The sequence below is a fragment of the Bradyrhizobium sp. PUT101 genome (assembly GCF_052043945.1).
Classification (GTDB): Bacteria; Pseudomonadota; Alphaproteobacteria; order Rhizobiales; family Xanthobacteraceae; genus Bradyrhizobium.
Genome location: NZ_CP197207.1, coordinates 6,779,189 through 6,793,228 on the forward strand (window position 1 = coordinate 6,779,189; position 14,040 = coordinate 6,793,228).

Sequence of the window (14,040 nt, forward strand, 5' to 3'; positions counted from 1 at the left end):
CCATGGGACGCATCATCTGCTGCGGTCTCGGTCCCGGCGATCCCGATCTGATGAGCGTGCGGGCCGACCGCACCGTGCGCGGTGCAAAGCACGTCGCCTATTTCCGCAAGAAGGGACGGCCCGGACAAGCGCGCCGCATCGTCGAGGGCATGCTGGCGGCCGACGTCACCGAATATCCGATGGAATATCCTGTCACCACGGAGATCGCCTTCGACAGTCCCGACTACGTGCAGCTGCTCGCCGGCTTCTACGACGAGTGGGCGGAGCGCCTGGCGCGGCTCGCGCGCGCGGTCGATGTCGTCGTGCTCTGCGAAGGCGATCCGTATTTCTATGGCTCCTTCATGCATCTGCACACGCGCCTGCAAGGCCGTGTCGAGATCGACGTGATCGCCGGCATTCCCGGGATGGTCGGCTGCTGGAACGGCGTCGGGCAGCCCATCGCGCTCGGCGACGACGTGACGACGGTGCTGATGGGCACGCTCCCCGAGGACGAGCTCGAGCGGCGCATGCGCGATTCCGATGCGCTCGTCGTCATGAAGACCGGCCGCAACATCGCAAAGGTGCGCCGTGCGCTCGCATCCGCCGGCCGGCTGGGCGATGCCTGGCTGGTCGAGCGCGGCACCATGCCGGGCGAGCGCGTGGTGCGGCTCGCCGAGATTGATGCCGCCGATTGCCCCTATTTTGCGATCGTGCTGGTGCACGGCAAGGGCCGGCATCTGGACGCGGCCGAATGACGGGCACGCTGACCATTGCGGGACTCGGACCGGGCAGCGATACGCTGGTGACGCCGGAAGTCTCGGCGGCGCTTGCCGCCGCGACCGACATCCTGGGCTACGCGCCCTATGTCGCCCGCGTGCCACCGCGACCTGGGCTCACCCTGCATCCGTCAGACAATCGCGAGGAGCTGCAACGCGCGAGCGAGGCCTTGCGACTTGCTGCGGAAGGCGGGGAGGTCGTCGTCGTCTCCTCCGGCGATCCCGGCGTGTTCGCGATGGCCTCGGCCGTGTTCGAGGCGCTCGAACAGGCGCCGCAATGGCAGGCGCTGCCGATCCGCGTGCTGCCCGGCATCACCGCGATGCTGGCGGCGGCCGCGCGTGCCGGCGCGCCGCTCGGTCATGATTTCTGCGCGATCAATCTCTCCGACAATCTCAAGCCGTGGGCGGTGATCGAGAAACGCCTCCGCCTCGCGGCGGAAGCGGATTTTGCCATTGCGATGTACAATCCGCGCTCGGCGAGCCGGCCGGAAGGATTTGGCCGGGCGCTTGCGGTGCTTCGTGAGGCCGGTTGCGGCGAGCGCCTGGTGATCTTCGCGCGCGCGATCAGCGCGGCTGACGAGAAGATCGACACCGTGACGCTGGACGAAGCGACGCCCGAGATGGCCGACATGCGCACGCTGGTGATCGTCGGCAATTCGCAGACGCGCCGCGTCGGCCCCTGGGTCTATGCGCCGAGGCGGGTAGAATGACCGAGCCACTGCATGATCTCGGCCACGCTCTCGACCCGCAGCCGCTCGGGCAGTCGTGGTCGCGAGATCATGATCACGGGCAAGCCAAGCATGCGAGCCGCGTCGATCTTGGCGCGCGCGCCGTCGCCGCCGGAATTGCGGGCGACGATCCACGCGATGTCGCGCGAGCGCAGCATGTCCAGCTCGCCGTCGAGGGTGAAGGGTCCACGCGACACGATCACGTCGGCGGAGAAGGGCAGGGGCGCTTCGGGGGGATCGACGAAGCGCAGCGTGTAGGCATGCTGCGGCTTGCTCGCGAACGGTGCGATGTGCTGGCGGCCGATGGCGAGGAACACGTTTGCAGGCGCCACGGGCAGCGCGGCGACGGCCGCGTTGACGTCTGCCACCTCGATCCAGCTGTCACCGGGCGCTTTTGTCCACGGCGAGCGTTCGAGCGCGATCATCGGCGTGCCGGTCTCCGCGCACGCCACGATCGCGTTGCGGCTCATTTCGGCGGCGAAGGGATGCGTCGCGTCGATCAGATGCGTGATATTTTCGCGGCGAATGTAATCGGCCAGCCCGCTCACGCCACCGAAACCGCCGATGCGGGTCGGCAGCGGCTGGTCGGCCGGCGCGCGGGTGCGGCCGCCATAGGAATAGACGGCGTCGATGCCGGCACGCGCGATCTCCGCTGCGAGCAGGCTCGCATCGGAGGTCCCGCCCAGAATGAGGGCGCGCGTCATGTCTGATCCCTGGCTGACCATCATCGGTATCGGTGAAGATGGCCTTGCCGGGCTGTCCGAGGCAAGCCGAAAGGCGCTTGCCGAGGCTGAAACCGTCTTCGGCGGCGAGCGCCACCTTGCGCTTGCGGAAGCCGGCAGCCGCGGCCGCCCATGGCCGGTGCCGTTCGACGCAAAGATCGTGCTGAGCTGCCGTGGCCGGCCGACGGCGGTGCTCGCCTCCGGCGATCCGTTCTGGCATGGCGCCGGCGCGAGCCTCGCCGAGATGCTCGGTGGCGACGAGTGGATCGCGCACCCCGCGCCGTCGACATTCTCGCTTGCGGCTGCGCGGCTGGGCTGGCGCCTCGAGTCCGTGACGTGCCTCGGCCTTCATGCGGCGCCGTTCGAGCGTCTCATGCCGCATTTGGCGCAAGATGCACGCATCATCTGCCTGGTGCGCGACGCAGCGGCGGTGGGCGATCTCGCGAAGTGGCTGACGCAACGCGGATGGGGCGCCTCACTCCTGTGGACTCTCGCTGCGCTTGGCGGCCCGCGCGAGCGTATCGACCAGCATCGCGCCGATCTCTTTGCCGCGGATATTGCCGGCAATCTGGTTGCGGTGGCGGTGGAGGCGCGGGGAGGCCAGGGTATTTCCCGCAGTTCGGGATTATCGGACGATCTCTTCGTCCATGACGGCCAGATCACCAAGCGGCCGGTGCGTGCGCTCGCCCTCTCGGCGCTGGCGCCGCGGCCCGGCGAACGGCTGTGGGACGTCGGCGCCGGTTCGGGTTCGATCTCGGTGGAGTGGGGGCTGTGCGGTGGGACGGCCACGGCCATCGAGCAGCGCGAAGATCGCGCCGCGAACATTCGCAGCAATGCAGCCGCGTTCGGATTGGCGCATCGGATCGTCATCGTTTCGGGAAAGGCGCCCGAAGCCCTTGCTGCGCTGGAGCCGCCGGATGCCGTCTTCATCGGCGGCGGCCTTGATAGCGCGATGTTCGATGCCGTCTGGGCGCGCCTCTCGCCTGGAGCGCGGTTGGTTGCACATTCAGTCACGCTGGAGACGGAGGCGCTGCTCGGCGAGCTGCATCAGCGCCATGGTGGCGAGCTGATGCGGGTCGAATTGGCGCATGCCGCCCCGCTCGGCCGCTACCGATCCTGGGAAGCGACGCGGCCGGTGGTGCAATGGAGTGCGGTCCGATGAAGGTCGCCGGTCTGGGATTCAAGAGCGATGTGACGCTCGCCTCGCTGCGCGAGGCGCTCGCGACAGCCGGCGGCTCCGAAGGTCTTGCAGCATTTGCAACCGTCAGCGACAAGGCCGACGCGGAGGCGCTGAAAGAGCTCGCGCGTGAATGCGGCATACCGATCAAGGCGGTTCCGGCGGACAGGCTGGCCGGCATCGACACGCCGACGCAGTCGAAGCTCGTCGTGGAGAAGTTCGGGACGGGATCGGTTGCCGAGGCCGCGGCGCTCGCAGCCGCCGGTCCTCGCGCGCGGCTGATTGCGACGCGGGTTGTCTCGCAGGATCGCACCGCGACCGCCGCGATCGCGGAAGGAGACGGCGCATGACGGTGCATTTCATCGGTGCCGGCCCGGGCGCTCCCGATTTGCTGACGCTGCGCGGCCGTGATCTGATCGCGGCCTCTCCGGTCTGCCTCTATGCGGGCTCACTGGTGCCGGAGGGCGTGCTGGCGCATTGCCCGCCGGGGGCGCGCATCGTCAACACCGCGCCGCTGTCGCTCGACGAGATCATCGCGGAGATCGCCGCCGCGCATGCGGAAGGAAAGGATGTCGCGCGGTTGCATTCCGGTGACCTCTCGATCTGGTCGGCGATGGGCGAGCAGCTTCGCCGCCTGCGTGCGCTCGGCATTCCCTATTCGGTGACGCCGGGCGTGCCGGCCTTCTCGGCTGCCGCGGCCGCGCTGGGGGCCGAGCTGACGCTGCCCGGTCTTGCCCAGACGGTGGTGCTGACGCGCACGCCGGGGCGGGCCAGCGCAATGCCCGAAGGCGAGAAGCTCGCCGCATTCGCAGCGACCGGCGCGGTACTGGCGATCCATCTGTCGATCCACCTGCTCGACAAGGTCGTGGCCGAGCTGGCGCCGTATTACGGCGCGGACTGCCCGGTCGCGATCGTCTGGCGCGCGAGCTGGCCGGAGCAGCGCATCGTCCGCGCGACGCTCGGCAGTCTTGATGCCGCTGTGGGCGGCGAGATGGAGCGCACCGCGCTGATCCTGGTCGGCAGGACGCTTGGCGCTGCGGATTTCGACGAGAGCCGTCTCTATGCCGCCGACTACGACCGCCGCTATCGGCCGGTCGGCGCCGAGCCGCGTTTTCCGGAGGCATCGTGATGGCCGCAGGGCTCGTCATCTCCGCGCCGGCTTCCGGTGTCGGCAAGACGACGCTGACGCTGGCGCTCGCGCGCGCGTGGCGCAATCGCGGATTGAACGTGCAGTGCTTCAAGAGCGGGCCCGACTATATCGATCCCGCGTTCCACGCCGCCGCCACGGGCCGCGCCTCCGTCAATGTCGATAGCTGGGCGATGGACCGCGCAGGAATCGAGCATCTCGTCAGCCGAGGTACCGACGCCGATATCGTGCTCGCCGAGGGCTCGATGGGCCTGTTCGACGGTGTCGCCGCGCGCGGCGTTTGCGGCACCGGCGCCACCGCCGACATTGCGGAGATGCTGGGCTGGCCGGTGGTTCTGGTGATCGATCCTTCGGGGCAAGCGCAGACGGCGGCTGCGATCGCCGCGGGCCTTCGCGACTACCGTCCCGGCGTGCGACTTGCCGGTGTCGTGCTCAACCGCGTCGCCAGCCCACGTCATGAAGATCTCGTGCGACGTGCGCTCAACGAGGCCGGCATCGCCGTGTTCGGCGCGCTGCCGCGTCATGCCGAGATCAGCCTGCCGAAGCGGCATCTCGGCCTGGTGCAGGCCGAGGAGCGGGCCGAGATCGGCCAGCTGATCGACGAGGCCGCGCGCTTCGTCGCCGAGCATGTCGATCTCGATGCCGTGCTGCGATCGGCGGCTCGCTGGTCGCCGCAACCTGACGCGAACGGTCTCAACGTCGCGCCACCCGGGCAACGCATTGCGCTCGCCCGCGATGCGGCCTTCTCCTTCGTCTATCCGCACATGCTGGAGGCCTGGCGCGCGGCGGGCGCCGAGATCTCGACATTCTCGCCGCTTGCCGATGAAGTGCCTGACGCGAGCGCCGACGTCTGCTGGCTTCCTGGCGGCTATCCCGAGCTGCACGCCGGCAAGCTCGCGGCCAATGCGCGCTTTCGAAGCGGCCTGCGCGCCTTCGCCGAGACACGGCCGGTGCACGGCGAGTGCGGAGGCTATATGGTTATGGGCACGAGCCTCACCGATGCCGAGGGCCTTCGTCATGAGATGACGGGCCTGCTTGGCCTCGAGACCAGCTTTGCCAAACGCCGCATGCATCTGGGCTATCGTCTCGCCGAACTGGCTGCGCCGATGCCGGGGCATCAGCCCGGTGCACGCCTGCGCGGTCACGAGTTCCACTATTCGACGATCGTCGCGCAGCCGGATGCGCCGCTCGCGGTCGTGCACGATGCGACGGGCGCCGCCATGGCCGAGACCGGCTCGCGGCGCGGCCACGCCACCGGTACGTTCTTTCATCTGATCGCGGAGGACCGGTGAGAGGATTCGTGTGGTTCATTTCAGCCGGACCCGGCGATCCCGAGTTGCTCACGGTGAGGGGCGCCGCGCGGCTGCGCGAGGCCGACGTCGTGCTCTATGACGACCTCGCCTCCGGCGCGATTCTGGATCTGGCCCGGCCCGGCGCCAATCTCGTCGCGGTGGGAAAACGGGCAGGGCGGCCCTCGACCAAGCAGCACCACGTCAACCGTCTCCTGGTCGACTATGCCGCGACAGGCGCGCGCGTGGTGCGGCTCAAGTCCGGCGATGCCGGCATTTTCGGCCGGCTCGAGGAAGAGCTGGAAACGCTGCGCGAAGCCGGCATCGGCTACGAGATCGTTCCTGGCGTCACATCCGCTTGTGTCGCCGCCGCCCAGGCCGGCATTCCCCTGACCCGTCGGCATACCTCCCGCCGGGTGCAGTTCATCACGGGGGCCGATGTCAGCGGCGAGCTGCCGTCCAATCTGAACTGGGCGGCGCTGGCCGATCCCGAGGCCACGACCGTGGTCTATATGGGCCGGCGCACCTTTCCGGCGCTTGCCGCGAAGTTGATCGCGCACGGCCTCGCCGCAAACACGCCTGCACTGTTTGCCGAATCCCTCGGCCGTCCCGACGAGCGGCTGGTCCGCACCACCATCGCCGAGCTCGCCGAGCAGCTTGCGCGGGGCGGCGCCGCGTCCACGGCGGCCGTGATCCTGATCGGCGCGCTGGCAGGCGATTATCCGTCATGACGGCCGCGGTCGCCCTTCGCCTCTTGACGCCCGGCCCGCGAAAGGCGCACACAGGAGTGGCATGGTGCTCGACGCGGCGCAAAGCGCCGGAGCATAATCGGGAATGGGGGTGGGCGGACCCAGTTGCGGCGCCCAAAACCCCAGCCGCCCCCGCGACTGTAAGCGGTGAGGGGCTCCGAATCGCCACTGGGCCGCAAGGTCCGGGAAGGCCGGAGAACCCAGTGAACCGCGAGCCAGGAGACCGGCCCTGCACGTTTTGAGACCAAGGCCGTCGGGTGTGACGGCAGGAAGGAATTGAGCCATGCATATCGAACCGGGAATCGTCACGGGCGCCAAGCTCGTATTGAGTTACGCAACCGGCATCGCCGCAGGCGGCGTTGCGCTGAAGCTTGCGGCCGAAACCGTTCGCACGCAGGGCGTCGGCTCGTTCGCGGCGCGTACCCTGACCACTACCGGCCTCGTCTTCACCTTCTTCCAGGTCCTGCCGCACTTCCCGGTCGGCGTCTCCGAAGTGCACTTCATCCTGGGCTCGACCTTGTTCCTGCTGTTTGGTGCTGCGCCCGCGGCCTTCGGCCTCGCGTTCGGCCTGCTGCTCCAGGGTCTGTTGTTCGAGCCCGCTGACCTGCCGCAATACGGCATGAATGTCACCACGCTGCTGGTGCCGCTGTTCGCGATCCAGGCCATCGCCACGCGCATTATTTCGCGTAACACCGCCTATGTCGATCTGAAGTACGGTCAGGCGCTGGCGCTGTCGACGACTTATCAAGCGGGTGTTGTCGCCTGGGTGGCGTTCTGGGCGCTCTACGGCTCCGGTTTTGCCATGAGCAACCTCGCCAACATCGCGACCTTCGCGGCCTCCTACGCGCTGGTCATCGTGATCGAGCCGCTGGCAGACCTCGCAGTGCTGGCGCTGGCGAAGTCGCTGCGCGGCGTCACCGCGCCCGGCCTCGTCACTCCGCGCCTGCACAACGCGGCCTGAGAGACAAGCGAACGGGCGGCCGCTGCGGCCGCCCGTCGCGCTCGCGATGCTCACGTTCTCCCTGATAGGCATCGGTTGCGGCGATCCCGAGCAGCTCACGCGCGCCGCGATCGGTGCCATCAACGCGGCCGATCTCGTCATGATCCCGCGCAAGGGGGCTGCCAAGTCCGATCTCGCTGATCTCCGGCGAACGATCTGCGCGGACGTGCTCACCAGCGACAAGACGGCCATCGCCGAATTCGACCTTCCCGTGCGCGACGCCGGTGAAGCTGATTACCGCAAAGGCGTAGACGATTGGCACGATGCGGTTGCCGCGACCTGGTCGCAGACCATCGCGAGGCATCTCGAAGGTGAGGGCAAGGTTGCGCTGCTGATCTGGGGCGATCCGTCGCTCTACGATTCCTCGCTGCGCATTGCGCGGCGATTGAATCCGTTGCCGAAGATCGAGGTCGTACCCGGCATCACCTCGATCCAGGCGCTGTGTGCGGCGCATGCGCTGCCGCTCAACGACATCGGCGAGCCGTTCCTGGTTACGACGGGGCGGCGCTTGCGCGACGGCGGCTGGCCGCAAGGTGTCGATACCGTGGTGGTGATGCTCGACGGCGGCACGGCGTTCCAGTCGCTCGATCCAGAGCGTTTGCATATCTGGTGGGGCGCCTATCTCGGCATGCCCGATCAGATCATCATGTCAGGCGCGCTGACCGAGGTCGGTCCGCACATCGTGATCGCGCGACAGGAAGCACGCGAGCGGCACGGCTGGATCATGGACAGCTATATTCTCAAGCGTAGGGCGTAAGCGAGGCCGCATGCTTCCCGAATGGGTTTACCAGAACTGCCCCGAGGTTTCCGCGGTCCATCGCGAGGCGGCCATTGCGCGGCAGGCGCAGCTGACAAAGCCGACCGGCGCGCTCGGCCGGCTCGAGCAGCTCGCGATCGAGCTTGCGGGCTTGCAGGCGACCGAGCAGCCCCGCGCCTCGCGGGTGCCGATCATCATCTTTGCCGGCGATCACGGCATCGTCGCGCAGGGCGTGTCAGCCTATCCGCAAGCCGTGACGATCGCGATGATGGCGAATTTTGCGTCCGGCGGCGCGGCGATCTCGGTGCTGGCGCGTGAGCTGGGTTCGAGCCTGGAGGTGGTCGATGCCGGCACGCTGGCCCAGGAGCAGATGGCGGGCGTCGTCACCGACAAGCCGCGCAGCGGCACGCGCGATTTCAGCGTCGAGCCTGCGCTCACGCCCACGGACCTGGCCTTTGCCTTCGAGGCAGGCCAGCGCGCGGTGGTGCGCGCCGAGGCCAGTCAGCCCGATCTCCTGATCCTCGGCGAGATGGGCATCGGCAACACCACGACCTCAGCGGCGATCGCGGCGAGCCTGCTTGGCGTGAGCGCCGGGGAGATCGCGGGCAGCGGCACCGGCGTCGATGCGGCCGGCCGCGCGCACAAGGCACGGGTGATCGATGCGGCGATCGCACGCCACGGCGTCGCCGGGGCCTCGGTCGAGAAGATCCTGTGCGCCGTCGGCGGCCTCGAGATCGCGGCGATCTCAGGCGCGATGATCGCGGCCGCGCAAGCCCGCATTCCCGTGTTGATCGACGGCTTCATCGTGTCCGTCGCGGCGCTGGCGGCGGCGCGTCTCAATCCGTCCTGCCAGCCGTTCCAGCTCGCCTCGCATCAATCGGCGGAGCAGGGGCATCGGCTGGTGTTGCGCGCGCTGAACGTTCAGCCGCTGATCAGCCTCGATCTCAGGCTCGGCGAGGGATCGGGCGCGGCCATCGCGCTGCCGCTGGTCCGATTGGCCTGCGCGCTTCACAACAGTATGACGACCTTCGCGCAGGCCAACGTGCCGGATCGCCCGGCCTGATGCGGCTCACGCCACGCGCTGGTTGACGGAGACGACACGCCAGCCCGCCGCGAGGCGGTCGATCCGGGTCAGCGACAGCGGATCGATCACGAAGCGCAAGGCGGCCTGCGGCGTCAAGTCCAGTGCAATGCAGAGCGAGGCGCGGATGGTGCCGGAATGCACGACAAGCGTTGCCGATCCGGCCCCGATCCGCGACAGACCCAGCCGGACGCGGGCGACCTGATCCGCAAAGCTTTCGCCGTTCGGCGGCCGTTCGTGCGCCGGATCCTGCCAGAACTGCGCGTAAGTCTCGCCACCGGTCGCGGCGAGTTCGTCATGCCGACGGCCGGTCCAGTCGCCGAAGTCCTGCTCGCGGAATTCGCTGACCAATTCCGGTTCGAGCCCCAATGCGCGCGCCGTCTCGACCGTGCGCCGCGACGGGCTGGCATAGCTGCTGGCATCCGGCGGCAAATGCTGCCGCAGAGCCACCAGCGATGCGTGATCGCCGAGATCCGCCCGCGCATCAGCAGCATGGATCGCCCCCGCCACGCCCTCGACGGTCGCGTGCCTTATCAGCCAGAGGAAGGTCTCGCCTTCCATGCTCATCTCCAAGGAAGTTGGTCGCTGTGGTCACAACGCCGCAACTGGCGCATTGACTCTGTCATGATGGTATTCCTAGATGATCGCGACGGTTTCCCCGAGAGGGGATGAAAAGGGAATGCGGTGCGGGGACGTTGTCCCCAAGGCCGCGGCTGCCCCCGCAACTGTAAGCGGATAATCCTTCGTCACAAGCCACTGGGTCCTCGGTCCCGGGAAGGCGACGAAGCGGTGATGACCCGCGAGCCAGGAGACCTGCCGTCAGCCGTGGTCGCACGCGAAGATGTCGGTCGGGGAGTACAGACATTCGGCTTCATCGGACGGCCTGAAAGGCCAATAGATGAGACCTCGTTCGCTGTGACGTGCCACTGACGTCATGCCGAGGTTTCGCATCGTGTCTTCCATCTGTATCTTACGGCCGAGCCGCTTCCTGCTCGCCTCTGCTGCGTTCACGTCCTTTGCGGCCGCTGATCTTCCCGTCGCCCTGGCGCAACAGGCCCGCGAGCCGCTGCCGCCGGTCGAAGTGTCTCCGGCCCAACCTCGCAGGCAGGCCAAGCCAGCCGGCCATGAAGCGCAGCGCGCGCGCCGTGCAGCTGCGCGCCGGCCAGCGACCGTATCGGCTCCGCCCAAGCCCAGCGCGCCAGCTGCGACGGCGCAGACGCCGCTCAACAGCAATGTGGTGGCCGAAAGCGCCTCGCGGCTCGGCCTGACGGTGCGCGAAACGCCGGCAACAGTCGAGGTGATCTCCGCAGACACCATGCGCGAGCAGGGTTATCGAACGGTCTCAGAGGTGGCGCAGGGTGCCGTCGGCGTCACCTCCGGCGACAATCCGGCCGAGCCCGCGGCCTTCTCCATGCGCGGCTTCACCAACAGCCAGATCAACACGCTCTACAACGGCATCAAGATCGGCCCGCAGAACATGACCTCGCGGATCGTGGATACCGCCAATCTGGAAGCCGTGGAATTCCTCAAAGGCCCGGCCTCGCTGATCTCGGGCGAGGGCGCCGCCGGCGGCGCCATCAACTTCGTCACCAAGCAGCCGCACACCGGACCGATCCGCAACGAAGCCGATTTCTCCTGGGACTCGCTCAACTCATTCCGCGCGCACTACGGCTCGGGCGGCAGCACCAATGTGCAGGGCCTCGACTATCGCTTTGACATCTTCCGCTCCGCCCTCAACGGTTTTGCCGACGACACCAACGTCAAGACGTTCGGCACGTCCGGCCAGCTCAATTACCGCGTCTCCGATAGTCTCAAGATCTGGGGCGCGATCGAGTACCGCGAGGATCGCTCCAAGGCCTATTGGGGCGCGCCGCTGGTGCCGATCGCCTTCAGCGGCTCGCATGCAACGACGGGGATCGTCTCCGGCAATTACGTCTCGAACTACAACGGAACGAATCTCGGTGCCGTCACCATCGACGACCGCACCTTCAACACCAACTACAACGTCCTCGACAACCATAACGTCGCGCGGGAAGTGTGGCTGCGCGGCGGCTTCGAGCTGAAATTGGCGCCCGACCTGACGCTGAAGAGCCAGGCCTATGGCTATGGCGCAGAGCGGACCTGGTTCAACAACGAGATCGAGGCGTTCAATTCCACCACGAACCTGGTCGATCGCGAGCGCTTCTATGTCGCGCACAGCCAGCGTCTGGTCGGCAACATCACCGACCTGATCTGGGACACGAATGTCGCGGGCTTTGACAACCGCCTGGTCACGACGGTCTCGTCAAGCTATCTCGATTTCGTCAGGCCTGGCGCGGCAAACTTTCCAGGCGATTCCGTTTCGCTGGTCGATCCCGATCGCGGCTACTACGGCCTGCTCACGACCCAGCAGCAGACCGCGCGCATCGACAACGAAGCGCTCTCGTTCGAGGACCGGCTGAAGCTCACGCGCAGCTTCGCGCTGGTCGGCGGCCTCCGCGTCGAGCACATCGGGCTCGACCGCAATTCGACCAACGTGAGCGGGCAGGAGAAGGCAGGCTTTCCGTTCACGAAAGACTGGGCGCCCGTGACCGGCCGCATCGGCTACACCTGGGAGGCCGTTCCCGGCCTGACCTTCTTCAGCCAGTACGCCACCGGCGCCGATATCGCCGCCAACAACATCTTCCTGCTTGGGCCGACCCAGCCGCTCGACCTGACGACCGCGCGCACCTACGAGACGGGCGTCGAGCATCTGTTCTGGGACAATAGGGCGGAATGGTCGTTCTCGGCCTACGACATCCTGCGCAAGAACGTCTACGCGGCGGCCGGCGGCATGCAGCTCAACATTGCCGGACGACAGGAGTCGAAGGGCGTCGAATTTGCCGCGGCGGTGCGGCCGATCGAGCCGCTGCGGCTATGGGGCAACATCGCCTATGTCGACGCCCGCTATGCCGACTACGATTTCGCCGGCGGCTCGTTCTCCGGCAACACGCCGCCGAACGTGCCGCGTATCGTGGCCAATGCCGGCGCGTCGTATCGGTTCTTCACACCCTGGCCGGTGGAGCTCGGCATCACCGGCCGCCACGTCGGCGACCGCTACAACACCGATGCCAACGTCGTGACGATGAAGGCCTACACGGTCGCCGACGTCTATGCCTTCGTCGACATTCCCAAGACGGTGTTCAATGCGGTGGACCAGGCCCGCCTGACCTTCCGCATCCGCAACATCACCGACAAGCGCTATGCGATCTGGGGCGATCCGTTCTACCCCGACCAGATCCTGCTGGGCGCGCCGCGCACCTACGAGGTCTCGGCCGCGTTCAAATGGTAGGCGCTGAACGCATGATGGGCGCGATCGTTCTCGCGCGGGCAATTGACGCCGACAGAGGCTGGCGTGATGAAGGCCGCGCCGGATTGGAGGGACGCGCCGTCATTCGATCGGCAGCCAATCGCCCCTTCGGGTCGCGAGATCGAATGGTTTGCCTTCAACGGCGACATTTATCGGCGCGATCGGGTTGCCCTCGGTCGTCAGACGCTGATCAGGGGAGGCGTGCCGCCGGACGAACAAGCAGAGTACTTCAGCCCGCGCGAAGCGTCGGAATTGACGGTGCGTCTGGCCCCGGGCTGCGACGCGCCGTCCGTTGTCGCCGGTGACGACGTCTATCTCGTGCGATCGGCCGTCCGGGGTGCTCCGGTCTATCGCTTCCGGTGCAACCAGCTTTGGTTCGACATCGACGGCGCGGATGGCAGTGTGCTGCAACGGCTGGATACTTCACGGCGGACCTATCGCTGGGTCTACAATGCGCTGCATACGTTCGACGTTCCGGTCCTCATGGCACACCCACATTGGCGCGATGTCCTGATCGTAGGGCTCTGCGCGCTCGGACTGGTGTTCTCCATGACTGGCGTCGTCATCGGCTGGAGGCGCTTGCGCTAATCCAACCCAGTCTTGCCCGGCGCCCAATAGGCCTTGGTGCTCATCCGCGATGCAGTGACCCCAGCGGCTTTCAGGGCCCGGCTCGTGCGCTGGATCGACGAAGCCTTGCCGGTCAGGACGAAATGCGAACTCGCGGCAAAGCGCAACAGCTCGGCTTCGACAGCTGGCAGATGGGCGTCGTCGGCGCTGCGCACGATCAGTGTAGCGCTGCCGAGGCCGATGGCGGCCAGGACGGAATCTGCCTCCGCGGCATCCGAAGCCTCGAATACGTAAACTGCACCATCCAGCTGTGGACCACCGTGGAGCGCTGAAGCAACGCCGAACGAGGTTTCATCGCCGAACAAGACCGTCGGCGCTTTTCGGGCGGAAAGATCGAGCGAGCGACGTGGGCCGAAGAACCAACAGATATCGCCTTGGCGCAAGCCGCCTACCCATCGGCTGCCGGGACCGTTCCCGTGCGCGAAAGCGAACAGCCGCGTCCGGCCCTTCTCCGGATCCCACCACATCGGCGTGTAGGTCCGCGCACTCAGGCCGGTTCCCATCGCGACCTGGATTTTCTGGCCGATGGTCCATGCGACGCCCTTGAGGGCATCGCCTTCGAGCTCGATGGACCGAAAGCGAGGCGAGAGCGTCTCGACCTCGGCGATGCGCGCAGGGCGCATCAGCCATTGCAGCAACATGCGCGCGACCGCTCCTTGCGGCGGCTTCGATGGCTTGGA

General features: G+C 67.3%; 14 protein-coding genes, 1 pseudogene and 2 riboswitches. Of the genes and pseudogenes, 12 read left to right on the top strand and 3 right to left on the bottom strand.

Going from position 1 to position 14,040, the window contains the following annotated elements; genetic code table 11:
- Positions 1-2: 2 nt before the first annotated feature.
- Together ACSHT2_RS32295 and cobJ are read left to right on the top strand one after the other, a co-directional pair.
- Positions 3-734, top strand: a complete 732-nt coding sequence (locus ACSHT2_RS32295) for a precorrin-2 C(20)-methyltransferase (RefSeq protein WP_440638999.1) — start codon at positions 3-5, stop codon at positions 732-734.
- The gene (gene cobJ, locus ACSHT2_RS32300) at positions 731-1,465 is read left to right on the top strand and encodes a precorrin-3B C(17)-methyltransferase (protein WP_440639000.1); all 735 of its coding nucleotides are present in this window, start codon (positions 731-733) and stop codon (positions 1,463-1,465) included. The genes ACSHT2_RS32295 and cobJ overlap by 4 nt, the downstream gene beginning before the upstream one ends.
- On the opposite strand, the gene ACSHT2_RS32305 is transcribed toward cobJ, so the two are convergent.
- Complete coding sequence (locus ACSHT2_RS32305) at positions 1,441-2,187, bottom strand: cobalt-precorrin-6A reductase (RefSeq protein WP_440639001.1); 747 nt, start codon at positions 2,185-2,187, stop codon at positions 1,441-1,443. The two genes, cobJ and ACSHT2_RS32305, sit on opposite strands and share 25 nt — an antisense overlap.
- Between ACSHT2_RS32305 and cbiE the strand changes: the two genes are divergently transcribed.
- The 8 genes from cbiE to cobT all read left to right on the top strand — a co-directional run bounded on the left by cbiE (position 2,186) and on the right by cobT (position 9,387).
- A complete protein-coding gene (cbiE, locus tag ACSHT2_RS32310; protein ID WP_440639003.1) occupies positions 2,186-3,367 on the top strand; it encodes a precorrin-6y C5,15-methyltransferase (decarboxylating) subunit CbiE in 1,182 nt (393 codons plus the stop codon). The genes ACSHT2_RS32305 and cbiE overlap by 2 nt on opposite strands.
- Positions 3,364-3,732: a cobalamin biosynthesis protein gene (locus tag ACSHT2_RS32315; protein WP_440639005.1), complete on the top strand. Its 369-nt coding sequence runs from the start codon at positions 3,364-3,366 to the stop codon at positions 3,730-3,732. The genes cbiE and ACSHT2_RS32315 overlap by 4 nt, the downstream gene beginning before the upstream one ends.
- Entirely contained in the window at positions 3,729-4,511 is a 783-nt protein-coding gene (gene cobM, locus ACSHT2_RS32320) for a precorrin-4 C(11)-methyltransferase (protein ID WP_440639006.1), read from the top strand. Before ACSHT2_RS32315 ends, cobM begins: the two co-directional genes overlap by 4 nt.
- Positions 4,511-5,821 (top strand): cobyrinate a,c-diamide synthase, encoded by a 1,311-nt coding sequence (locus ACSHT2_RS32325; RefSeq protein ID WP_440639007.1) that lies wholly within the window; start codon positions 4,511-4,513, stop codon positions 5,819-5,821. Before cobM ends, ACSHT2_RS32325 begins: the two co-directional genes overlap by 1 nt.
- Positions 5,818-6,549: a uroporphyrinogen-III C-methyltransferase gene (gene cobA, locus ACSHT2_RS32330; RefSeq protein WP_440639008.1), complete on the top strand. Its 732-nt coding sequence runs from the start codon at positions 5,818-5,820 to the stop codon at positions 6,547-6,549. Before ACSHT2_RS32325 ends, cobA begins: the two co-directional genes overlap by 4 nt.
- Positions 6,550-6,594: 45 nt before the next feature.
- Positions 6,595-6,813: riboswitch (cobalamin riboswitch) on the top strand.
- A gap of 37 nt (positions 6,814-6,850) precedes the next feature.
- A complete protein-coding gene (locus ACSHT2_RS32335; protein WP_440639009.1) occupies positions 6,851-7,528 on the top strand; it encodes an energy-coupling factor ABC transporter permease in 678 nt (225 codons plus the stop codon).
- A 46-nt stretch (positions 7,529-7,574) separates the two neighbouring features.
- Positions 7,575-8,324, top strand: a complete 750-nt coding sequence (gene cobF / locus ACSHT2_RS32340) for a precorrin-6A synthase (deacetylating) (protein ID WP_440639011.1) — start codon at positions 7,575-7,577, stop codon at positions 8,322-8,324.
- Between the two features lie 10 nt (positions 8,325-8,334).
- Entirely contained in the window at positions 8,335-9,387 is a 1,053-nt protein-coding gene (gene cobT / locus ACSHT2_RS32345) for a nicotinate-nucleotide--dimethylbenzimidazole phosphoribosyltransferase (protein ID WP_440639012.1), read from the top strand.
- 6 nt (positions 9,388-9,393) lie between these two features.
- Here the strand turns inward: cobT and ACSHT2_RS32350 are convergent, their stop codons facing one another.
- Positions 9,394-9,966, bottom strand: a complete 573-nt coding sequence (locus tag ACSHT2_RS32350; protein WP_440639013.1) for a histidine phosphatase family protein — start codon at positions 9,964-9,966, stop codon at positions 9,394-9,396.
- Positions 9,967-10,038: 72 nt separating this feature from the next.
- Positions 10,039-10,240, top strand: a riboswitch (cobalamin riboswitch).
- A 99-nt stretch (positions 10,241-10,339) separates the two neighbouring features.
- Between ACSHT2_RS32350 and ACSHT2_RS32355 the strand changes: the two genes are divergently transcribed.
- Both ACSHT2_RS32355 and ACSHT2_RS32360 read left to right on the top strand, forming a co-directional pair.
- Positions 10,340-12,715: a TonB-dependent receptor gene (locus tag ACSHT2_RS32355; protein WP_440639014.1), complete on the top strand. Its 2,376-nt coding sequence runs from the start codon at positions 10,340-10,342 to the stop codon at positions 12,713-12,715.
- A 21-nt stretch (positions 12,716-12,736) separates the two neighbouring features.
- Positions 12,737-13,321: pseudogene (locus tag ACSHT2_RS32360) on the top strand (PepSY domain-containing protein); the annotation flags it as partial.
- Here ACSHT2_RS32360 and ACSHT2_RS32365 read toward each other — a convergent pair.
- Positions 13,318-14,001: a siderophore-interacting protein gene (locus tag ACSHT2_RS32365; RefSeq protein WP_440639016.1), complete on the bottom strand. Its 684-nt coding sequence runs from the start codon at positions 13,999-14,001 to the stop codon at positions 13,318-13,320. The pseudogene ACSHT2_RS32360 and the gene ACSHT2_RS32365 sit on opposite strands and share 4 nt — an antisense overlap.
- Positions 14,002-14,040 lie beyond the last annotated feature (39 nt).